General features: G+C 37.5%; 18 protein-coding genes, 1 tRNA gene and 1 other RNA gene. 14 read left to right on the top strand and 6 right to left on the bottom strand.

Translation table 11 applies throughout. From position 1 onward, the window contains the following. Positions 1-529: 529 nt before the first annotated feature. The 6 genes from JG537_RS07470 to JG537_RS07445 all read left to right on the top strand — a co-directional run bounded on the left by JG537_RS07470 (position 530) and on the right by JG537_RS07445 (position 9,191). Positions 530-2,500 carry an ABC transporter substrate binding protein gene (locus JG537_RS07470; protein ID WP_199544686.1) on the top strand — a complete coding sequence of 657 codons (1,971 nt, stop codon included), beginning with the start codon at positions 530-532 and terminating at the stop codon, positions 2,498-2,500. After that, the gene (locus tag JG537_RS07465; RefSeq protein WP_074869749.1) at positions 2,500-3,303 is read left to right on the top strand and encodes an ABC transporter ATP-binding protein; all 804 of its coding nucleotides are present in this window, start codon (positions 2,500-2,502) and stop codon (positions 3,301-3,303) included. Before JG537_RS07470 ends, JG537_RS07465 begins: the two co-directional genes overlap by 1 nt. 180 nt (positions 3,304-3,483) lie before the next feature. Continuing rightward, complete coding sequence (gene groES / locus JG537_RS07460; RefSeq protein ID WP_199544685.1) at positions 3,484-3,768, top strand: co-chaperone GroES; 285 nt, start codon at positions 3,484-3,486, stop codon at positions 3,766-3,768. A gap of 50 nt (positions 3,769-3,818) precedes the next feature. Beyond that, complete coding sequence (gene groL, locus JG537_RS07455) at positions 3,819-5,447, top strand: chaperonin GroEL (protein ID WP_199544684.1); 1,629 nt, start codon at positions 3,819-3,821, stop codon at positions 5,445-5,447. A 149-nt stretch (positions 5,448-5,596) separates the two neighbouring features. Further along, positions 5,597-6,454 carry a helix-turn-helix domain-containing protein gene (locus tag JG537_RS07450; protein ID WP_199544741.1) on the top strand — a complete coding sequence of 286 codons (858 nt, stop codon included), beginning with the start codon at positions 5,597-5,599 and terminating at the stop codon, positions 6,452-6,454. 1,120 nt (positions 6,455-7,574) lie between these two features. Beyond that, the gene (locus JG537_RS07445; protein ID WP_199544683.1) at positions 7,575-9,191 is read left to right on the top strand and encodes a zinc ribbon domain-containing protein; all 1,617 of its coding nucleotides are present in this window, start codon (positions 7,575-7,577) and stop codon (positions 9,189-9,191) included. Between the two features lie 182 nt (positions 9,192-9,373). On the opposite strand, the gene JG537_RS07440 is transcribed toward JG537_RS07445, so the two are convergent. Then, positions 9,374-10,234, bottom strand: a complete 861-nt coding sequence (locus JG537_RS07440) for an RluA family pseudouridine synthase (protein WP_199544682.1) — start codon at positions 10,232-10,234, stop codon at positions 9,374-9,376. 57 nt (positions 10,235-10,291) lie between these two features. Then, the gene (locus JG537_RS07435) at positions 10,292-10,489 is read right to left on the bottom strand and encodes a hypothetical protein (RefSeq protein ID WP_074482713.1); all 198 of its coding nucleotides are present in this window, start codon (positions 10,487-10,489) and stop codon (positions 10,292-10,294) included. A 174-nt stretch (positions 10,490-10,663) separates the two neighbouring features. Here JG537_RS07435 and pbp2a point away from each other — a divergent pair, with 174 nt between their 5' ends. From pbp2a to nusG, 5 genes are all read left to right on the top strand, one after another. Then, entirely contained in the window at positions 10,664-12,988 is a 2,325-nt protein-coding gene (pbp2a, locus tag JG537_RS07430) for a penicillin-binding protein PBP2A (protein ID WP_199544681.1), read from the top strand. A 51-nt stretch (positions 12,989-13,039) separates the two neighbouring features. Further along, positions 13,040-13,192, top strand: coding sequence for a 50S ribosomal protein L33 (gene rpmG / locus JG537_RS07425; RefSeq protein ID WP_003067827.1), 153 nt, complete (start codon positions 13,040-13,042; stop codon positions 13,190-13,192). A 64-nt stretch (positions 13,193-13,256) separates the two neighbouring features. After that, positions 13,257-13,433, top strand: coding sequence for a preprotein translocase subunit SecE (gene secE / locus JG537_RS07420; protein ID WP_074482712.1), 177 nt, complete (start codon positions 13,257-13,259; stop codon positions 13,431-13,433). A gap of 94 nt (positions 13,434-13,527) precedes the next feature. After that, positions 13,528-13,995 (top strand): HXXEE domain-containing protein, encoded by a 468-nt coding sequence (locus tag JG537_RS07415; protein WP_199544680.1) that lies wholly within the window; start codon positions 13,528-13,530, stop codon positions 13,993-13,995. 97 nt (positions 13,996-14,092) lie between these two features. Next, complete coding sequence (nusG, locus tag JG537_RS07410) at positions 14,093-14,632, top strand: transcription termination/antitermination protein NusG (RefSeq protein WP_074482854.1); 540 nt, start codon at positions 14,093-14,095, stop codon at positions 14,630-14,632. Positions 14,633-14,682: 50 nt separating this feature from the next. On the opposite strand, the gene JG537_RS07405 is transcribed toward nusG, so the two are convergent. Then, on the bottom strand, positions 14,683-15,399 hold the full coding sequence (locus JG537_RS07405; protein ID WP_199544679.1) for an ion transporter: 717 nt from the start codon (positions 15,397-15,399) through the stop codon (positions 14,683-14,685). 108 nt (positions 15,400-15,507) lie between these two features. On the opposite strand from JG537_RS07405, the gene JG537_RS07400 reads away from it, so the two are divergent. The 3 genes from JG537_RS07400 (at position 15,508) to JG537_RS07390 (ending at position 20,277) form a co-directional block, all read left to right on the top strand. Continuing rightward, positions 15,508-16,350, top strand: coding sequence for a patatin-like phospholipase family protein (locus JG537_RS07400; protein ID WP_199544678.1), 843 nt, complete (start codon positions 15,508-15,510; stop codon positions 16,348-16,350). A gap of 136 nt (positions 16,351-16,486) precedes the next feature. Then, on the top strand, positions 16,487-18,988 hold the full coding sequence (gene leuS / locus JG537_RS07395) for a leucine--tRNA ligase (RefSeq protein ID WP_199544676.1): 2,502 nt from the start codon (positions 16,487-16,489) through the stop codon (positions 18,986-18,988). Between the two features lie 254 nt (positions 18,989-19,242). Continuing rightward, a complete protein-coding gene (locus JG537_RS07390) occupies positions 19,243-20,277 on the top strand; it encodes an aldose epimerase family protein (RefSeq protein ID WP_199544669.1) in 1,035 nt (344 codons plus the stop codon). Between the two features lie 31 nt (positions 20,278-20,308). Here JG537_RS07390 and JG537_RS07385 read toward each other — a convergent pair whose 3' ends face one another. The 3 genes from JG537_RS07385 to ssrS all read right to left on the bottom strand — a co-directional run bounded on the left by JG537_RS07385 (position 20,309) and on the right by ssrS (position 21,638). Further along, on the bottom strand, positions 20,309-20,875 hold the full coding sequence (locus JG537_RS07385) for an NAD(P)H-dependent oxidoreductase (protein ID WP_199544667.1): 567 nt from the start codon (positions 20,873-20,875) through the stop codon (positions 20,309-20,311). Positions 20,876-21,372: 497 nt separating this feature from the next. Further along, a tRNA-Lys gene (locus JG537_RS07380) sits at positions 21,373-21,445 on the bottom strand. Between the two features lies 1 nt (position 21,446). Then, positions 21,447-21,638: non-coding RNA, 6S RNA (gene ssrS / locus JG537_RS07375), on the bottom strand. Positions 21,639-21,679 lie beyond the last annotated feature (41 nt).

Raw genomic sequence — 21,679 nt, 5'->3', positions numbered from 1 at the left:
CAATAAAAAGCTTCTAGTAGATAATCTCCTTACTAGGAGTTTTTTTTTATCTGTTTTTTCAGAATTTTAAAAAGATATTGACAAATAAAAAGAATAAGAGTAGACTAGTTTACAATCAAAAACAATTGATGCAAGTCAATACCTAGCACTCATTGATTTGTAAATCTTAACAGGAGAAGATAGTATGCTTAAAAACACGTCTATAACGACTGAAAAACTGAATCGATACTATTACTTTAGTTTCTTTAGATAGACGTTTGTAGCCAATCATGGATGCAAGCGTCACTCACGTTTGTATCTATGAAGCTAAAGCATTTTGACTGTTTTGAAAAAGCCGATTAGATACTCAAAAATCTAACTGGCTATCAAGTATTTCTACTTTTTTGCATACGCATAAAAACCAGTTAGTTTTTTGAACTAGCTGGTTTTTATTGTGATTGACTTAGGGATGCTCCCTAGTAGCGACATATTGTTATCTTGTTTTGTAGGTGTTACGGACAAGTAGGTAAAAAGTAGAGGTAGGTAAATTATGAAAAAACGTTTAACGGCTTTGATGGCTGTGATGTTAGCCGCACTCACCTTGGTTGGGTGTTCATCAGGGAAAAATGCAAATAAAGATGTTGTTCATCTTGGAATTCTTCAATACGTCGAACATCCGTCTTTGACGGCTGCACGCAAAGGTTTTGTAGATGAATTAAAAAAAGAAGGTTATGTTGATGGTAAGAATCTTAAGTTAGATTATGAAAATGCTCAAGGTGACCAGTCTAACCTTCAAACCATTTCAACTAACTTGATTTCTAACAATGATTTGGTTCTAGGGATTGCCACTCCAGCAGCTCAGACTTTGTCAAATCTATCAACAGATGTTCCAGTAGTCTTTACAGCTGTTACAGATCCTGTATCAGCTAAACTAGTAGATACTATGGAAACTCCTAACGGCATTGCGACTGGAACGAGCGATATGTCTCCTATCTCAAAACAGGTAGAATTGTTGCAAAAAGTTATGCCTGATGTGAAAAAAGTTGGGATTATGTACACAACTAATGAACGTAATTCAGAAGTTCAAGTTGAAGAAGCGCAGAAAGAATTTGCTAAAGCAGGCATTAATGTCATTACCAAAGGGATTTCATCAACTAATGATGTTCAAGACACTGCTAAAAGCTTAATGAGTCAAACACAAGTTCTTTTCATCCCAACAGATAATATGATTGTCAGCGCCATTTCATTACTTACAGAACTATCAAAAGAAATGAAAGTTCCAGTTGTTGGTGGTTCTGCAGACGTGGTTGACCAAGGTGTTCTTTTTACTTATGGTGCAAATTATGAAGCACTTGGTCGTCAAACGGCTAAGTTAGCTGTTCGTATTATTAAAGGTGAAGATGTAAGTAAGGTTGCTGCAGAATATCCTAAAGCTCTCAATGTTGTTGCTAATGATGATATGGCTAAAACGCTTGGTATTGATTTAAGTAGCATTGAAAATGAAACAACCGATGCTTCTTCTGAAGAGACAACAAAGACAAGTGCATCAACTGGCAGTCAAGAGAAATCTGCTGCTAACCAATCAAGCAAATCTGATAAATCAAGCTCAAATGCTTGGATTGATATCATTTTAACAGCTATTTCACAAGGTCTCTTGTGGGCTATCATGGCTATCGGTGTGTTTATTACTTTCCGTATTTTGGACATTGCAGATCTTTCTGCTGAAGGTTCATTCCCACTTGGTGCAGCTTCAACAGCTATTATGATTGTTAATGGCATTAATCCATTGCTTGCGACAATTGGTGGTTTTGTGGCTGGTATGTTAGCCGGTGCAGTTGCTGGCTTCTTGCACACCAAGATGAAAATTCCAGCGCTCTTAACAGGGATTATCGTGTTAACAGCTCTTTATTCTGTTAACCTTTTGGTTTTGGGTAGTGCCAATGTGTCACTAGCTGGTCAAGAAACTCTTGTAACAGTGATGACGTCAGCTCTCAGCCTTTCAAAACTTTACGCCGTGATTTTGATTGGTGTTATCTTTGTAGCTTTGGTCATTCTATTACTTGTGGTCTTGTTGAACACACAAATGGGACTTGCTCTTCGTGCGACAGGTGATAACCTTGCTATGGGTGAAGCTAACGGGATTAAAGTTGACCGTATGAAGATTCTAGGTTACATGATTTCAAATGGTTTGATTGCTCTTGCTGGTTCACTCTTAGCGCAAAATAACGGCTACGCTGATATGAATATGGGAACAGGAACAATCGTTAATGGCTTGGCTTCAATTATTTTGGCTGAAGTGATTGTCAAATACTTGCCACTTGGTAAACGCCTCTGGTCAATTGTTCTTGGATCAATTCTATACCGCTTGGTACTTGTTATTATCCTAGCCATGAATGTGGATGCCCAAATGCTTAAATTGGCCTCAGCAGTTCTTCTTGCTTTGATTCTCTATGTTCCAGAAATTCGCAATAAACTACACATTAAACCCTCAAAAACATTGACTCCAGGAGGTAACGACTAATGGCACTTTTAAGCTTATCAAATATTCATAAAACCTTTGAAAAAGGGACAGTTAACGAAAATCACGTTTTACGTGGCTTAAACTTGGACATCGAACAAGGTGATTTTATCTCAGTTATCGGGGGAAATGGTGCTGGTAAATCTACCTTGATGAACTCTATCGCAGGTGTGGTTGAGATTGACGAAGGAGATATTGTCCTAGATGGTCAATCCATTCGCAAAGCATCAGTTGCCGCACGTTCAAAAGACATTAGCCGTGTTTTCCAGGACCCACGAATGGGAACGGCAACTAATCTAACCATTGAAGAAAATATGGCCATTGCTTACCGTCGTGGCAAAAAGCGTAGCTTTTTCAAAAAATCAGTTACAGAAGCAGAACGTCAACTTTTCAAAGAGAAATTGGCTGAGCTAGGATTGGGACTAGAAAACCGTATGAAAACCGATGCAGCTTTCCTATCAGGTGGTCAACGCCAAGCGCTCACACTTGCCATGGCAACTTTAGTACGACCAAAAGTCTTGCTTCTTGACGAACACACAGCTGCTCTCGATCCCAAAACGAGTGATATGGTGATGCAACTGACTAAGAAAGTCGTTGAAGAGCAAGAACTCACAACCTTGATGATTACCCACAATATGGAACACGCTATTGAGTATGGTAACCGTTTGGTTATGCTTTACCACGGTAAAATCGTCGTTGACGTTCGTGGCGAAGAAAAGAAAAATTTAACTGTTGCTCAACTCATGGACCTCTTCCATAAAAATAGTGGTCAAGTCCTAAATGACGATGCCCTAGTGTTGGGGTAAAAAAGTGATTTACTCGAGGAAAAATCGTAAATGCAGGAGTGAAAACTCCTGTATTTTCTTTTGTTAGAAATAGTGTTTTTTTCTTGACTATTTCTGACCAAGTGTTAGAATAGTTTTTGTAGATATTAGCACTCTAACACAAGGAGTGCTAATCATAATAAAAATATTGGAGGCAAAAGCATGTTGAAACCATTAGGTGACCGTGTGGTCTTGAAAGTTGAAGAAGAAAAAGAACAAACAGTTGGTGGTTTTGTCCTTGCTGGCGCAGGCAAAGAAAGAACTCAAACAGCAACTGTTGTAGCTGTTGGTACTGGTGCCCGTACATTGACAGGTGAATTGGTAGCACCAAGTGTTGCAGCTGGAGATAAAGTTATTATTGAAACTGGTGCAGGTGTCGAAGTGAAAGATGGTGACGATACTGTTACTATCGTTCGTGAAGCTGAAATTTTAGCCGTATTGGCGTAAGATAGATTAATAAAATAGTATATTAATAGAAATCAAACAGAGGAATAGATATGGCAAAAGATATTAAATTTTCATCAGATGCACGCGCAAGTATGATGCGTGGGGTAGATATTTTAGCAGATACAGTTAAAGTAACCTTAGGCCCTAAAGGTCGTAACGTTGTTCTTGAAAAATCATTTGGTTCACCACTTATTACAAATGATGGTGTGACAATTGCCAAAGAAATCGAACTAGAAGACCACTTTGAAAACATGGGAGCTAAACTTGTTTCAGAAGTTGCCTCAAAAACAAATGACATCGCTGGTGACGGTACAACAACTGCTACAGTATTGACACAAGCTATCGTTCGTGAAGGTCTTAAAAATGTAACTGCGGGTGCTAACCCAATTGGTATCCGTCGTGGTATTGAATCAGCTGTTGCTGTCGCAGTTAACGAATTGAAAGAAATTGCTCAACCAGTTGCTAATAAAGAAGCGATTGCTCAAGTTGCTGCCGTTTCATCACGTTCTGAAAAAGTTGGTGAATACATTTCAGAAGCGATGGAAAAAGTTGGTAACGATGGTGTTATCACTATTGAAGAATCACGTGGTATGGAAACAGAACTTGACGTTGTTGAAGGTATGCAATTTGATCGTGGTTACCTTTCACAATACATGGTTACTGACAATGAAAAAATGGTAGCCAATCTTGAAAATCCATACATCTTGATTACAGATAAGAAAATCTCAAACATCCAAGATATCTTGCCACTTCTTGAAGAAGTGCTTAAAACAAGCCGTCCACTTCTCATCATCGCTGATGACGTTGATGGCGAAGCTCTTCCAACACTTGTTCTTAACAAAATCCGTGGTACTTTCAATGTTGTAGCTGTTAAAGCTCCAGGATTTGGTGACCGTCGTAAAGCAATGCTTGAAGATATCGCTATTTTGACTGGTGCTACAGTGATTACAGAAGATCTTGGTCTTGAGTTGAAAGATGCTAACATGGCAGCTCTTGGTCAAGCAGCTAAAGTAACTGTTGATAAAGACAGCACAGTTATCGTTGAAGGTGCTGGTGATGCAGATGCTATCGCTAACCGTGTCAACGTGATTAAATCACAACTTGTTTCAACAACATCAGAATTTGACCGCGAAAAACTTCAAGAACGTTTGGCTAAATTAGCTGGTGGTGTTGCTGTTATCAAAGTTGGTGCGGCTACAGAAACAGCTCTTAAAGAAATGAAATTGCGTATTGAAGATGCCCTTAATGCGACACGCGCTGCTGTTGAAGAAGGTATTGTTGCTGGTGGTGGTACAGCCCTTGTTAACGTCATTTCAAAAGTGGCTGAACTAGATCTTGAAGGCGATGAAGCAACTGGACGTAACATTGTCCTTCGTGCCCTTGAAGAACCAGTTCGCCAAATTGCTTTCAACGCTGGTTATGAAGGTTCAGTTATCATTGAACGTTTGAAAAACTCAGAAGTTGGTACAGGATTTAACGCTGCTAACGGTGAATGGGTTGACATGGTAGAAGCTGGTATCATTGACCCAGTTAAAGTTACACGTTCAGCTCTTCAAAACGCTGCTTCAGTAGCAAGCCTTATCTTGACAACAGAAGCAGTTGTTGCTAACCATCCAGAACCTGCTTCATCAACTCCAGCAGCTCCAGGTATGGATCCATCAATGATGGGTGGCTTCTAAACCAAAAGCTAAATAGATTAAAAAAACACCTCATTTGAGGTGTTTTTTTGTGATGTTATGAATTTCTAATATTCAGAAGTAATTTGATATAATGAAGAAGATATAAATTCTGATTAGGAAGAGGGTGTGTTATAGTGGACGAGAAAGAAATGATGAGTTTGGGTGAGTTGTATCGTGAGTTGCGCATGGCGCGTGGATTAAAACTAAAAGATGTTGCTGGCGAAAATTTATCAATTTCCCAGTTATCGAAATTTGAGAATGGGCAAACGATGCTTACTGCAGATAAGCTTCTAGTAGCTATCTCAGCTATCCACATGAGTTTTTCAGAATTTGGACATGCCCTTAATCACTATCAAGAAAGTAGTTATTTTAAGCTTGGTAATCAATTGGCTAATTTACAGGTTGCGGGTGATATCGATGGTTTAAAGGAGGTGCTTAAAAATTTTGAAGCTGATGAAAATTTTGACACCTATAATCGTTTGACACGGATTGATATTATTAGTGCTATTTATTCTCTTGATTCAAGTTATGAAATCAGTGAAGATGATAAGCAGTTTTTGACACATTATCTTTACAGTATTGAGCAGTGGACAGAGTATGAACTTTATCTTTTTAGTAATACTATGTCTATTTTATCTGATGCTGATCTGATTTTCTTAGGAAGAGCATTTGCTGAACGTAATGAATTTTATTTGTCTCTTTCTCAACATAAAAAGGCAGCGCAATTGACTTTTATTAACATTATTTTGGTTTTAATAGAACATCAGCAACTTTATTATACGAATTATTTTATGAATAAATTGGAAAGTATGATTAATTATCAAGATATGTTTACAGTGGTATTTTTAACCTTTTTAAGAAATACTTTGGCTTATTTGAAAGGTGATACTGATGATATTCAGCCAGTGAGAGATTGTATTGAAATGGTTGAAAAGCTTGGAAATCCCACGATGGCAAATCTCTTGGAAAAACATCTAGAACAATTTATCCAGCTATATAAAAAATAAAAACCAAGGGATTAAATCCCTTGGTTTTTAATTAGAAAGAACAAATTTTTGGTTAGGTTAAAAAGGCCAAATTCTAAGAGTAAGAAGAAGCGCTGTTAGTACGATAAGTTTCTTATACATTCTAATGACCTCCTATTACCTTTATTTTATCGTAAAAAACAGGGAAAACTTAAAATTATCATATATGAAAAAACAAAAATTGAATTTTCATATTTGCGAATTTTCTAAAAAGCTTTTTTTCCGTGGTATATTATACGTGTAAGTATTTTAAGTAGTGCTTACGGAGCAATATTATTCTTGGTTAGGCAAGATGTTTGACATATGAAGGGATCAATTGATTGGGAGCTTTTGATTTTTGGAAGTCATATGTTATAACGAGTATTGCTTCAAGGGAATGGATTTATATCCAGGAGAGTTAGCAATATGCTAATCTTGACACCTGAATTATTTGATTGAGGTGTATAAGTCATATCTTTTTTTCTTATTGAGCGACACCGTCTGTAGTATTAGTAGTATTATACGTTCAATTCAAAATTAGTACATTTCCGAGAGATATGACATGAGATAGGGTTTATTGAGAATGCCTAAGCTCTTTGATTGTTCACACATTAAAATCTTGGTATTCTTATAGACTTATTTATTTTGACATCGTATTTTCAGTTGGGGGCAGCTGAAAATATGCTGGTGCAGCTTGACTGTATAACTTTCTGAAAAGACTGACAGCTACACTAAAAAAACTTAAAGGAAAAACGAACTCTTTTGATTTGGTGGAGTTCGTTTTTTCTTTTTCTGAAAAAAGCAAATGCTGAAAAGATAAAAATAATCGTAAAAAAGCTGTGTCTGTAGTATACTAAGGTTAGAAAATGCTGGTTTAGTTTTATATATGCTTACTGGATGAAGGGAGTAGGCTTATGATGTTTTGGTTAGGTGTTACAGGTGCGGTTTTAGGTGCGATTTATCTTGTTATCATTGATAACAAAGATGATTTCTGAATAGTAAAAGGTGGTTTTTTAGAGCCGCCTTTTTTAGTTGTAATATGGTGTGATTTTTCTGTAATAGGTGTTTAAAAAGTTTTTGGTATAATGATAATTCAAGATTCGTTAAGATAGGGAGACTTAAAATGAAAAAGTTTAAACACACGTTAAAACGTAAAAAAATTTGGATTCCTAGTTTGATTTCAGCAACATTGCTAATCGTTTTTGTGGTGTGGGGAAGTTTTCACTATTCCAAAAAACAAGTGATTCGAGATTATGTCTCAGCGTATCAAAAATCTGGAGATACTTTTGATAATATCAAGGGCTATATTGTCTGGGCAGATAATGATGAAAAGGTGACAACTGATGAGGCTAAGTATGCCACATTTAGTAAACTTTCAAAAACAGAAGCTGACAAGCTAAGTAGTGAGTTGAAGAAAGCTGATGCTTCTGATGATGCTTATGTGAAAAAAATCGGTCATAAGTTTTTGATTTTCCCAAATTATCGCATTGCCTTGAAACCTTTGAATTTGACCATTAAGACTAATGTCAACAAGGTTGATGTTTTGCTAAATAAAAAGAAAGTTGCAATAAGTGATTCAGATGACTATCAAGTCAATCTTGAGCGTTTACCTATTGCAGATTATACCGCAAGTATTTCAGGTAAATACAATGGCAAGCCAGTTAAACTTAGCAAAGCCTATGATGGCAAGAATACTTTGCTAGATTTGTCAGTTAGTTTTAAGAACTTTAAAGTAACTAGTAATTTAGTAGATGGCGACCTTTATTTTGATGACACGCGCGTAGGTACTTTGGAAAATGGTGAGTACGAGGTTAGCGATTATCCATTAACCGATTCTGCACAAGCTTATGTTAAGAAAAAATTCTCAGACGGGGATTTAAAATCGCAAAAGCAAGCTCTTTCAAGTATTTCTGATGGGGATACGGTGGCTTTAAATGTCGATAATCTTTTAGATAATGAAACTGCTGGTAAAGTATTGGTATCTGCTTTTGATCAAATGATTCTCTATTTGAACGCTGGTCAGGATTCGCCAACAGTATCCACTGTTTTTGAAGATGGTGGGAACAATGAGTTTTATAAAGGGTTAAAAGAAAGTATCAAGGCTAAGATGCAAACAGACAGCCGCAAGGCAACAAGTCTAACAGTGCCTAATATTACATTGACTAGTCTTTCTCAAGTTGGTAAAGAAACTTATGTCGCAGGCTTTACAGCAACTTATGATTTCCATTACGATAAATCAACAGATCCTGAAAAGCAAACTTCTGGTGAAGTAATCCAAACGCTAGAAGGAAAATTGACCTTGAAAAAAGAAGGAACAAGCTATGTGGTTGCTAACTCAGGACAAAAGAGCATCACTGTGACCAATGAAGATAATCAAATTAAAGTCGATTCTCTCTTCCCAGAAGCCATGCTAGGAACATGGAAAGTGGATGATAAAAATGATACCTCATTTACTTTTGATGCTGATGGTACAGTCACTCAAACAACTAAAAATAATAAGAAACAAACTAAGATTACTGCTATCGAAGATAAAGGAAATAATGTTTATCACTTTGTTTATGGAGACGATGCTGATACAAGCGTCTTTGTAGTAAGTGGTTTAGGTGGTGTAGGTGTTAAGTATACATTTGGCATTAAGGTAGATGGTAACAAGCTTACTCTAGTGGTATGGCAAGCCAATAAAGATGCTGATTTTGATTATAGTAAACCAATGCTTGGAAAAACTTTAAGTAAGAAATAAAGTAAAAGTCTGAGACAAAAGTACCCAGCTTCTTTGTTTACATAGTTATTATTACAAGATGCAGTAGTTGAGTGGGTTCTAATACGCTGATAAATCAGCTTTTACAACCCTACTCAACCTTGCGGGGGTGAGACGACGAAATCAAGTTTCTGCGAAACTACTGATTTCTGTCTCACTCCCTTTTAATGTAATCCAGCTTCAAATGTTTTTGATTTTGCTTCAACGCTGATTTTTTCAAGAGTAAATGGGTGTGTGAAGCTGAGTTTATGCGCGTGGAGCATGAGGCGCTTAGCAGGAATATTACTGTATAATGGATCACCGATGATGGCATGGCCATGTGCGGATAAATGTACGCGAATTTGATGTGTGCGTCCTGTTTTTAGGCGGCATTTGACCAGCGACCCTTTTGGAAAGACCTTGAGGCGGTCTACAATAGTTAAGGCTGTTTGGCCATTTCTGCGGTCCACAACACGTTTTCTGCGATCATGTCGATCACGTCCAATTTTATCTTGGAAAACTTGATGTTTTGGCTCAAATTTTCCTTGAGCTAGTGCCCAGTATTCACGTGAAATGTCTTTATTTTCTAGCAGACGATTGAGAATTGGCAGAACAAAGGGGTTTTTAGCAAACATAACTGCTCCGCTAGTTTCCATATCTAAACGGTGGATGACGTAGCAAGTTTGTCCAACATAGGCTGAGACGTGGTTGAGCAGAGCAATTTCATTTGGCTCATTACCGTGCGTTTTCATGCCTTCTGGCTTGTTAACGATAATGAGATGTTCATCTTGGTAAAGACAATCAACCAAGTCGGCTTGTCCGAAAGGAATTTCTTTTTGGGGATAATCTTCGTCATCAAAAATTAAATGAATCTTGTCGCCGGTTTTCACCAGACTTTGCCAATTGATGGTTTCGCCGTTGATTAGTAAGTGTTTTTTTGTGCGCAAAAAGTGGCGAATTTTTCGTGGAATAAGCAAATGCTCTTCTAATAGTTCCTTAACGGTACAATCTGGGTAAGGATTTTTAAGCGTAAATGATAAAGTCATAATGTTATTATAGCATGAGTGCAAGTAAAAACGCACCATATCAGGCGCGTTAGTGGTTTATTTTTGATCGTTTTCGTGTAACCAATCATGGTATTTTTCTAAAAGGTTAACTGCCATTTGTGTCGCGACAGCCATTGAATAAGCTTCTGTGCCTTCAGCTTCACTTTCAGAAACTTCGAGTTTGGTTTCATCATAAACTGCTTTTAAACTATCGTGTGACAATGTTTTTTTGAATGCTTCAAATCCTTTATTCATGGTAAAATCCTTTCTAATACTCAAAACGAGTATCGTGGACAAGAGTAACAACCAGATTAGTTGTGAACGTTTTATTGATACTTTTATTTTACCATAAAAGAGATGAAAACGTTGTATCCAAGATGAAATCCCTTTTCATCTGACGATTTTAAAAAGAACTGTTATAATGTGGGTATGACAAAATTTAAAATGATTAAAGAAAAAGTTCTTTCTTTTTTAAATCAAGTAAAGAAAGAACTGCCTTTCAAAAATCACACCAGCCAGGACAGTGAAAAAGAAGATAGTTTGGATGATTATCTGGCTGATGATTTAAGTGACTTTGAAACTGAAAACATTGAAGAGCCTAAAGCTCCAACTTACCAACGCAGTAAAGGATATCATGAGAAAGCAAAGAAACAGCCAGCTTGGATGCAAAAAATTTCTCGCTTTATGCCATCGCCAAAGAATCCCATTAGACGTTTTTGGCGTCGTTACCGAGTTGGAAAAATCCTACTAATCTTAGTTGGAATTACAGTTCTAGCAATTGGTTCTTATCTATTTGCGGTTGCCAAATCAACCAATGTCTCGGATTTGCAGGACGCTTTGAAAGCTACAACAGTTATCTATGACAAAGATGAGAATCAAGTCGGTTCCCTTTCAGGGCAAAAAGGAACTTACGTTGAGTTAAATGCTATCAGCGATAACATGAAAAATGCAGTTATTGCTACAGAAGACCGTTCATTTTATAAAAATGGCGGGATTAATTACTCTCGTTTCTTCTTGGCTTTGTTTACCATGGGACATTTTGGTGGTGGGTCAACCATCACACAACAATTAGCTAAAAATGCTTATTTGACTCAAGAACAAACCATCACACGTAAGGCAAAAGAATTTTTCCTAGCGATTGAATTGACCAAAAAATACAGTAAAGATGATATCTTGACCATGTATTTGAACAATGCTTATTTTGGAAATTCTGTTTGGGGTGTCCAAGATGCCAGTCGTAAATATTTCGGAACAGATGCTGCAAATCTGACAGTTGAACAATCAGCCATCTTAGCGGGGATGCTAAAAGGACCTGAAATTTACAATCCTTATTATTCTATAGAAAATGCGACTAACCGTCGCAATACCGTCTTAAGTGTTATGGTGGATGCTGGCAAGATTACACAAGCAGAAGCTGATCAGGCTAAGCAAGTCAATATTGCTAATGAGTTGAATGATACTTATACTGGTAACTCAGATGATTATCAATATGGTTCTTATTTTGATGCGGTGATTCAGGAAGCTGAGAAAAAATATGGTTTATCTGAAAATGATATTGTCAATAATGGTTATAAGATTTACACAGAGTTAGACCAAAACTACCAAGCTAACATGCAAGCTGTTTTTGATAATACGGCTTATTTCCCAGTGTCTGATTATGACGGTCAAACTGCTCAAGGTGCTAGTGTGGCGATGGATCCATCGACTGGTGCGGTACGTGGTTTGGTGGGTCGTGTTAGTCCAAGTTCAGCAACTTTCCGTAGCTTTAACTATGCGACACAAGCTTCACGTAGCCCAGGTTCAACTATTAAGCCTCTGGTAGTTTATTCACCAGCTGTTGCTTCAGGCTATGCTATTACGACTGATTTGCCAAATACTCCTAGAGATTATGATGGTTATTCACCAACTAACTATGCAGGTATTGAAACAGCAGACCTTCCAATGTATCAAGCTTTAGCAAATTCATACAACATTCCAGCCGTTTATTTGCTTCATAAAATCGGTGTAAGCAAGGGAATGAGTTATGGTCAGAAATTTGGTCTTAACATGAAAAATGTTAAGGAAGAATTGGGTGTGGCCCTCGGTGGTGGAGTGACAACCAATCCACTTGAAATGGCTCAAGCTTACGCAACATTTGCTAATGGTGGCGTAATGCCTAAAGGACATTTGATTTCTAAGATTGAAAATGCCAGCGGCGATGTGATTGCAGAGTTTAAATCATCAACGAAGCGCGTGATTAGTAAGTCTGTTTCTGATAAGATGACAAGTATGATGCTTGGAACTTTCTCAAATGGTTCAGCTGTTAATGCCAATGCTTATGGTTACACTATTGCTGGTAAGACAGGTACTGTGGAAGCCAACTTTAATGCGGATTTGACGAGTGACCAATGGGTTATTGGTTATACGCCAGATGTGGTAATCGCACAATGGATTGGTTATGATTCGACAGATGAAAACCACTACTTGACTGATGCAAGTTCAGGTACAGCTTCGACAATCTTTAGCGCCGTAGCAAGTAGCATTCTGCCATACACTGCAGGAACTGAATTTACCGTTGAAAATGCTTATAGCCAAAATGGTTATGACTTGGTTTATAGCGCAAATGGTCAAACAAGTACAAGTCAATCCTCAAGTTCTGATAACATTCTTGATAAAGTTCAAGAATCAGCTCAAGATGCAGGAGATAAGATTGGACGTGCGGTAAAAGATGCTTGGGATAGCTTCTCAAGTTGGTTCAATAAGCAGACTAACTAAGCCACTTGCCAAGTTACGAAAAACATGATAAAATAAGGTCTCGGAGGAATTATGGCACAGAAAAAAGCAAGTTTAGCTTGTACAGAATGTGGAAGCCGTAACTACTCTATCGGAGTTAGTAGCAACCCCAAACCTGTACGACTAGAAGTTAATAAATATTGTAAACATTGTAAAAAATACACGCTACACAAAGAAACACGATAATTGGTAGCAGTCATTCTCAGCTTTAGAGTAATGAGCGAGATGATAGAATAAGGAGGAGTCGCCTGTGGCATTCATTAAGGGAGTTTTTACGATTTTAAGTGAAACAACTTGGCCAAATCGTAAACAACGTTGGAAAGATTATATCTCTGTACTTGAATATACAGCATTCTTTACCATTGTTATTTTCATTTTCGATAAATTGCTCTCACTGGGAGTGATGGACTTATTAAATCGATTTTAAAATGTAACCGTAGCCTAAAGCTACGGTTTTTTATTTTTGCAGCCAAGTCATATAATGGTAGTGAAATAACAAGTAGAATTATGGGGTATTGGTGATGAGCATGGTAGAATTTTTTATGATTTTTCCGGCATTATTTATGATACATGAAATGGAAGAATTGATTTTTATGCCTAAATTTGTTTCAAGTTTACCGACCTCTAAGAAAACTAAAAAAATTCGAGAATATTGTAAACCGCTGATTTTTAATCTTACGGTCTTTGAGCAACTGCTGCTTTTGTTGTTAATTTTAGGGATTAGCTATTATAGTAATCGCTTTGGATTTTATGTGACGGCTATTATTGCTTATATTTACCATATTATTGGGCATATTGCGCAAAGTCTAGTGTTGAGGAGATATGTTCCAGGGCTAGTTGGGGGCGTTATTAGTGGTTTAATCTGCTTCGTTTTTCTTTTGTATTTTGGCTTAGATGATTATTACTTATATCTTTATGCATTGGTGACCTTAGTTATTATCTTTGGTAATATTCTTTTGTTTTTTAGACTCTTAAACAAGCTTCTTTAGCAGCAATTCGTTGACAGCGCCAGCTATTTTTCCTATAATAAAATAAAGAAAAACACCTAAAGAGCCCTCGGAGGGCTTTTTTATAATGGAGGAAATTATGTTAGATTCTTTTGATAAAGGTTGGTTTGTCCTACAGACTTACTCTGGTTACGAAAACAAAGTTAAAGAAACATTGTTGCAACGTGCACAAACTTATAACATGTTGGATAACATCTTGCGTGTCGAAATTCCAACACAAACAGTTAACGTTGAAAAAAATGGTAAAGTCAAAGAAGTTGAAGAAAATCGCTTCCCAGGTTATGTTTTGGTTGAAATGGTTATGACAGACGAAGCTTGGTTTGTTGTTCGTAATACACCAAACGTTACTGGATTCGTTGGTTCACATGGTAACCGTTCAAAACCAACACCACTTTTGGAAGAAGAAATCCGCGCAATCCTTATTTCAATGGGACAAACTGTTGATGTTGTTGATACAAACATCAAACCAGGTGATGTGGTTCAAATCATCGATGGTGCTTTTGTTGGTCAAGAAGGACGTGTTGTTGAAATCGAAAATAATAAAGTTAAATTGATGATTAACATGTTCGGAACTGAAACACAAGCTGAATTGGAACTTTACCAAATCGCTGAATTGTAATAATCAAAACAAGCTGAACCTCTTTAAAGAAGTTCAGCTTTTTGATTATTTTAGTGTCTACGACGGCGTTTTTGCTCTTCAATTTCTTCAAGGTAACCAGCTGTCATGATGCTGACAGGAAGTGCGATGATAGCAACGCCAAGAATTGATGAAATCATGGTGATTAATTTACCGATAGCTGATACGGCGTAAATATCTCCGTAACCAACGGTTGTTAAAGAAATGGTTGCCCAGTACAGAGCATCAAAAAAGGTATTAAAAGTTGTCGGCTCGACGTTGAAGATAATCAAAGCAGAGATAAAAATATAAGTGATGACCAAGGCTCCGACAATCAGCAAAGATTCTTTTTGCTTTTTAAGTACATGGAGGAGAAGATTAAGGCTTCTAGAGTATCGAAAGAGTTTAAAGACTCGAATGGTACGAACCATGCGAATAATTTTTAGCAGACGAAAAGTATTATTCCAAAAGAGAAGTGATGACAAGATGGCTAGCAAGTCAGTCATTGCTAGAAAAGTAAAAGGGTATTTGACAAATGACCATTTTCCTTGTTTTAGTTTAAAGTCAGCGGTTATTAGACGCAAGACATAATCGACAATAAAAATAATAGTTGTTATATTTTCTAGATGCGCATAAAAAGTGGAATGCGTTTTGATGGTTAAAGGCAACAAACTTGCAATAATCACGATAACCATGAAAACATCATAGATTTTTTCGACAGTGGTTAGATTTTTGTTTGGCTCGATGATATTATAGATTTTCTTTCTCATAAATGGCTCCTTGGTCTTGTTAGAACCATTATAACATAGCAGAAACGCTCTAAATAGCTTGTTTTTTGGTATAATAAGTAACAAAATTAGAAAGAACGGAGGAAGAGAATGTCTGTTGGTTTAGTATTAGAAGGCGGTGGCATGCGTGGCTTGTATACGGCAGGAGTGCTAGATGCTTTTTTAGATGCTGGTATCAAGGTTGACGGTATTGTTTCGGTATCTGCAGGTGCTTTATTTGGTGTTAATTTTCTATCAAAACAAAGAGGTCGTGCTATTCGATACAATAAAAAATATGCTTCTTATCCTAATTATATGGGACTTCGTTCATGGCTAAAGACGGGAAACGTGGTTAATAAAGACTTTGCTTACTACAAAGTCCCCATGGAACTAGATGTTTTTGATGAAAAAGTCTTTGAAGAATCAGGCATTCCTTTTTATGCAACGGTAACGAATTTAGCAACAGGAAAACCTGAATATCATAAAGTTGATAATGTCTTTGAGCAAATGGAGTTGCTTCGAGCAAGCTCAGCTCTGCCATTAGCTTCAAAAATTGTAGAATGGAATGGCCAAAAATATCTTGACGGTGGTCTTTCAGATAGTATCCCAGTAGATTTTGCAAGAAGTTTAGGATTTGATAAATTGATTGTTGTCTTAACACGTCCAATTGATTACCGCAAAAAACCAAGCAGCGGTCGTCTTTATAGACTTTTTTATAGAAAATATCCTAGATTCGTAGAAGTCGCTTCAAAGCGTTATGAGCATTACAATGCGACCGTTGAGCACATCATTGACTTGGAAAATAAAGGCGAACTCTTTGCCATTCGTCCAAGCCAAAATTTAGAAATCGGACGTCTTGAAACAAATCCTGAAAAATACGAAGAAATTTACCAAGTCGGCTTAGCAGATGCCAAAGAAGATATGACAAAATTGAAGGAATATTTAGCAAAATAATGAGCGAAGATTTGATTTGATATCAAACTTGTCTCATCAACTAACAAAAGGTATGAAATCCCCCGTGATTTCGCCTTTTTTCTTTATTCTTTTCGTGGTATAATAGTAACCAATACTAAGAACATGGAGAAATGACATGGCAACTTATAATCACAAAGAGATTGAGAAAAAATGGCAGGCCTTTTGGGCTGATAACCATACTTTTAAAACAGGGACAGATGCGGATAAACCAAACTTCTACGCATTAGACATGTTCCCATACCCATCTGGTGCTGGTCTTCACGTAGGACACCCAGAAGGATACACTGCGACTGATATTCTTAGCCGTTTCAAACGTGCTCAAGGTTATAACGTTCTTCACCCAATGGGTTGGGATGCTTTTGGTCTTCCAGCAGAACAATACGCGATGGATACAGGTAATGACCCAGCTGAATTTACAGCTAAAAATATCGCTAACTTCAAACGTCAAATCAACTCACTTGGTTTCTCATATGACTGGGACCGCGAAGTGAACACTACTGACCCTAACTACTACAAATGGACTCAGTGGATTTTCACAAAATTGTATGAAAAAGGTTTGGCATACGAAGCTGAAGTACCAGTTAACTGGGTTGAAGAATTAGGTACAGCTATCGCCAACGAAGAAGTGCTTCCGGACGGAACATCTGAACGTGGTGGTTACCCAGTTGTTCGTAAACCAATGCGTCAATGGATGCTTAAAATCACAGCTTACGCAGAACGTTTGCTTGAAGACTTGGATGACCTTGATTGGCCAGAATCAATCAAAGACATGCAACGTAACTGGATTGGTAAATCAACTGGTGCCAATGTTACTTTCAAAGTAAAAGATACTGATAAAGATTTCACTGTCTTTACAACTCGCCCAGATACACTATTTGGTGCAACTTACGCTGTTTTAGCTCCTGAACACCCACTTGTTGAAGCTATTACAACACCAGAACAAGCTCAAGCAGTTGCTGACTACAGACACCAAGCAAGCCTTAAATCTGACCTTGCTCGTACAGACCTTGCTAAAGAAAAAACAGGTGTTTGGACTGGTAGCTATGCAATCAACCCAGTAAACGGTAAAGAAATGCCAATCTGGATTGCTGACTATGTTCTTGTTAGCTACGGTACTGGTGCTATCATGGCTGTTCCTGCTCACGATACACGTGACTGGGAATTTGCAAAACAATTTAACCTAGAAATCATTCCAGTTCTTGAAGGTGGAAATGTTGAAGAAGAAGCTTACACAGAAGATGGACTTCACATCAACTCTGGTTTCCTAGATGGTCTTGATAAAGCGCAAGCTATTGACAAAATGGTCGAATGGCTTGAAGCAGAAGGTGTTGGTAATAAGAAAGTAACTTACCGTCTTCGTGACTGGCTCTTCTCACGTCAACGTTATTGGGGTGAACCAATCCCAATCATCCACTGGGAAGATGGTACAACAACAGCTGTTCCAGAAGATCAACTTCCACTTGTATTGCCAGTAACAAAAGATATCAAACCTTCAGGTACAGGTGAATCACCACTTGCTAACTTGACTGATTGGCTTGAAGTGACACGTGAAGACGGTGTTAAAGGTCGTCGTGAAACAAATACAATGCCTCAATGGGCTGGTTCAAGCTGGTACTTCCTACGTTACATTGATCCACACAACGATGAAAAATTGGCTGATGAAGAGCTTCTAAAAGCTTGGTTGCCAGTTGATATCTACATCGGTGGTGCTGAGCACGCTGTGCTTCACCTTCTCTACGCTCGTTTCTGGCACAAATTCCTTTATGATTTAGGTGTTGTTCCAACCAAAGAACCATTCCAAAAACTCTTCAACCAAGGTATGATTTTGGGAACAAGCTACCGCGATCACCGCGGTGCCCTTGTAGCAACTGACAAAGTTGAAAAACGTGATGGTTCATTCTTCCATATTGAAACTGGTGAAGAACTTGAACAAGCACCAGCGAAAATGTCTAAATCACTTAAAAACGTTGTTAACCCTGATGATGTGGTTGAGCGTTATGGTGCTGATACTCTTCGTGTCTATGAAATGTTCATGGGACCACTTGATGCTTCAATCGCTTGGTCTGAAGAAGGTCTTGAAGGTTCACGTAAATTCCTCGACCGCGTTTACCGCTTGTTGACAACAAAAGAAGTTGTAGCTGAAAACAACGGTAACTTGGATAAAGTTTACAACGAAACTGTCAAAGCTGTTACTGAACAACTTGAAGCCATGAAATTCAACACAGCTATTGCTCAATTGATGGTCTTTGTCAATGCTGCTAATAAAGAAGACAAACTCTTTGCTGATTACGCTAAAGGATTTGTACAATTGCTAGCTCCATTTGCACCACACCTTTCTGAAGAATTGTGGCAAGAATTGACACAATCAGGTGAATCAATTTCATACGTTGCATGGCCAACATGGGACGAATCAAAACTCGTTGAAAACGACGTTGAAATTGTTATCCAAATCAAAGGTAAAGTTCGTGCAAAACTTGTTGTACCAAAAGATTCAAGTCGAGAAGAACTTGGAAAACTTGCTCTTGCAAACGAAAAAATTCAAGCTGAAATCGCTGGTAAAGACATTATCAAAGTGATTGCGGTACCTAATAAACTTGTAAATATCGTTGTGAAATAATTTTGGATACAAGTTTATTAGTTTTATCTCCAACCTCAAAACCTCTCCCAGAGATTTTGAGTGGTACCTAATAAACTTGTAAACATTGTTGTAAAATAAGTTTATCGATAAATTTAACTCCTGTCCGTTAGGGCAGGAGTTTTTTGTAGTAAAAATAGTATTTAGTAAAACCTCGGTAAAATAACAAGGTAAACGTTTACATATCTTTTTCTAAAGAGTAAAATAAAGACAAGACCTAAGAAAGAGGGAGAAAAATGAAAGTAGCACAAGAAGTTATTGCTAATATTGATGGGAAAGATATTGAAAAATACACGATTATCAATGATAATGATGTCCAAGTTGGTTTACTAACCTTGGGGGGAACTTGGCAAGAATTTTTAGTTCCAGATGGAAAAGGTGGACATAAAAATATTATCATTGGTTTTGATGACCCAGCCGAGTACGGTAAAAATACTTTGTGTGCGGGACAATCCATTGGACGTGTTGCAGGTCGTATTGGAGCTGGAAAATGTAGCATTGATGGAGAAGATATTCGATTGCCACAAAATGAAAATGGCAGTACGCTTCATGGTGGCCCTCAAGGTTTTCATAAGCAACTTTGGAAAGCCAGCGTTGAAACTAAGTGTAATCAGGCAAGTGTAGAGATGGCTTATAATGCCAAAGAAAGCATTGATGGATTTCCGGGAGATATGCTTGTTAAAGTGCGCTTTACCCTAGATAATAACAATCGCTTTACGATTATCTACACTGGTAAAAACGGTGGTCAAGCGACTTTCTTTAACCCAACGAATCATGTTTACTTCAATCTTGGTGAAAGACAGGATTTGAGCCGTCATACCTTTACACTAGCAGCTAACCACTATTTGGAAACACACGATAACCTTATTCCAACGGGTAATCTTATTGATGTGACTGATACAGCTTACGATTTTAGAAATGGTCAAAACTTAGGAGATGCTATTAATGCGACAGGTGGTTTTGATGATGCCTTTCTTGTGGCTCCATCACTTGACAAAGCTTGCGGCGAATTAAAGGATGAAGAAAGTGGTGATGCTGTTCGACTTTATTCAGACCGTAACGCCTGGGTAGCCTACAGTATGGTTGGTATTCCTGATGGGATTTACCCAGCGCGTGATAAAGGAAAAATGGCAAAAGAATTTGAAGCGATAGCACTCGAAGCCCAATTCTTACCAGATGCTATTAACCATAAGGAATTTGGGGATATTGTCTTACAGGCTAATGAAGAAAAAAGTTATGTCATTGCTTTTGAGTATCATAACGGAGATTAAAAATAGCACCCTTTTTGGGGTGCTGTTTTTGTTAAAGGTCAATCTTATTCAAAAAATTTTGGCGATCTTGTGCTGTGCTTTTATCGATATTTCCCATGTTTTGCCAAGTGATATGGTTAATGCCAAGTTGTTTCAAGGTAGCATTGATAAAGACTTTCTTAATAGCGTTACTACAGAAAAGTTTTAAATACCAAGTAGGTGAAGTAGAGGTGGTCAGAATAGTAGCTTTTTCGATATGCGTGAGGTGCCCGACAACCCCGGTTTTTCCGACTTCATAGGCGAATTTCTTTTTCATGACTTTATCGATAAATCCTTTTATCATTGCTGGTGTATCATTCCACCAAATAGGAAAGATAAAAATGACATGATTCGCATTGGTGAGGAATTTTTGATATTGAACGACAAGCGGATCAGTAGTTCCACCATCCTTGAATAATGCCAATTCTTCAGATGTATAGGCTGGATTAAAATGATCTTTGTATAAGTCGACAAGGTTAAAATGTTGTTCTTTTTGCATCAACTCCCCTTCGACATTTTCTAAAATAGCATGGTTGAAACTTTTGTCATAAGGATGTGAGTAAATAATGAGAGTGTCCATTGCTTAACCTCCATGAACAATTTTTCACCTACATTCTAGCATAAAGTAATTAAAAAAGAGAATAAAAGCTTTTTTTGTCAGTCTGACAAGTTATTTATTGGTGAAGTATGATTTGATTAGGAGAAATTATGATAAAATAAATTCATCCGAAACATTATTGTTTACATCTCCATTGGCACTGGGGACAGTGCCGTTTTTGATGGTATAAGATGGTAGGATTGTTTTGGATGAGTGATACTATAATACATTTTTGTTGGTTCTCTTTTTTGTGTTGTTTTGACTGACATGGTCAGAATTTACACTGTGACAATCTTTATATTAAAAGCTAATGTTGTTGAGAGAAGGAAATGTGATACAATAGTATTAATCCTTTAAAACTTTTCTTTTTTTTCAATAACTATAAAAGCACGCTGTTTTTGGCGTGCTTTTTGATTGTGAGAATTTATTTGAGAAAAGAAAAAACCTTGATTTAACAAGGTTTCAGGTATGTGGGAAAATCCTCCCTATAGGGCTCGAACCTATGACCCATGGATTAAGAGTCCACTGCTCTACCAACTGAGCTAAGGAAGGATGAGAAGCTGTATTGGCACCGTGATCCACGATTTGTATTGAACCCGCGATCTACAAGCAGGTGGGCAACTCGCTTCTCCTTAGTCGCTTCCGCGTGTGACGGCTTGCATACTGGAGAAAGACTACTGTTTCCCGAAATACAAATATTTAGTCGGTCAACACATTGATGTGAATTCGTATGCCACAGCAATTAACTTATGTAATTATGATACCACTTTAAAAAATTTTTTCAAG

Source organism: Streptococcus vicugnae, from assembly GCF_016461705.1.
Classification (GTDB): Bacteria; Bacillota; Bacilli; order Lactobacillales; family Streptococcaceae; genus Streptococcus; species Streptococcus vicugnae.
Note: the sequence above shows the minus strand (reverse complement) of the source record. Positions and strands in the feature narration are given on the sequence as shown.

What these genes read in the sequence shown, in the direction of transcription:
- JG537_RS07470 (WP_199544686.1), top strand. Translation starts at nt 530, where the DNA reads ATGAAAAAACGTTTAACGGCTTTGATGGCTGTGATGTTAGCCGCACTC.
- JG537_RS07465 (WP_074869749.1), top strand. Translation starts at nt 2,500, where the DNA reads ATGGCACTTTTAAGCTTATCAAATATTCATAAAACCTTTGAAAAAGGG.
- nusG (WP_074482854.1), top strand. Translation starts at nt 14,093, where the DNA reads ATGTTAGATTCTTTTGATAAAGGTTGGTTTGTCCTACAGACTTACTCT.
- JG537_RS07445 (WP_199544683.1), top strand. Translation starts at nt 7,575, where the DNA reads ATGAAAAAGTTTAAACACACGTTAAAACGTAAAAAAATTTGGATTCCT.
- JG537_RS07435 (WP_074482713.1), bottom strand. Translation starts at nt 10,489, where the DNA reads ATGAATAAAGGATTTGAAGCATTCAAAAAAACATTGTCACACGATAGT.
- JG537_RS07400 (WP_199544678.1), top strand. Translation starts at nt 15,508, where the DNA reads ATGTCTGTTGGTTTAGTATTAGAAGGCGGTGGCATGCGTGGCTTGTAT.
- JG537_RS07385 (WP_199544667.1), bottom strand. Translation starts at nt 20,875, where the DNA reads ATGGACACTCTCATTATTTACTCACATCCTTATGACAAAAGTTTCAAC.
- JG537_RS07405 (WP_199544679.1), bottom strand. Translation starts at nt 15,399, where the DNA reads ATGAGAAAGAAAATCTATAATATCATCGAGCCAAACAAAAATCTAACC.
- leuS (WP_199544676.1), top strand. Translation starts at nt 16,487, where the DNA reads ATGGCAACTTATAATCACAAAGAGATTGAGAAAAAATGGCAGGCCTTT.
- pbp2a (WP_199544681.1), top strand. Translation starts at nt 10,664, where the DNA reads ATGACAAAATTTAAAATGATTAAAGAAAAAGTTCTTTCTTTTTTAAAT.
- groL (WP_199544684.1), top strand. Translation starts at nt 3,819, where the DNA reads ATGGCAAAAGATATTAAATTTTCATCAGATGCACGCGCAAGTATGATG.
- rpmG (WP_003067827.1), top strand. Translation starts at nt 13,040, where the DNA reads ATGGCACAGAAAAAAGCAAGTTTAGCTTGTACAGAATGTGGAAGCCGT.
- JG537_RS07415 (WP_199544680.1), top strand. Translation starts at nt 13,528, where the DNA reads ATGAGCATGGTAGAATTTTTTATGATTTTTCCGGCATTATTTATGATA.
- JG537_RS07440 (WP_199544682.1), bottom strand. Translation starts at nt 10,234, where the DNA reads ATGACTTTATCATTTACGCTTAAAAATCCTTACCCAGATTGTACCGTT.
- JG537_RS07390 (WP_199544669.1), top strand. Translation starts at nt 19,243, where the DNA reads ATGAAAGTAGCACAAGAAGTTATTGCTAATATTGATGGGAAAGATATT.
- JG537_RS07450 (WP_199544741.1), top strand. Translation starts at nt 5,597, where the DNA reads ATGATGAGTTTGGGTGAGTTGTATCGTGAGTTGCGCATGGCGCGTGGA.
- groES (WP_199544685.1), top strand. Translation starts at nt 3,484, where the DNA reads ATGTTGAAACCATTAGGTGACCGTGTGGTCTTGAAAGTTGAAGAAGAA.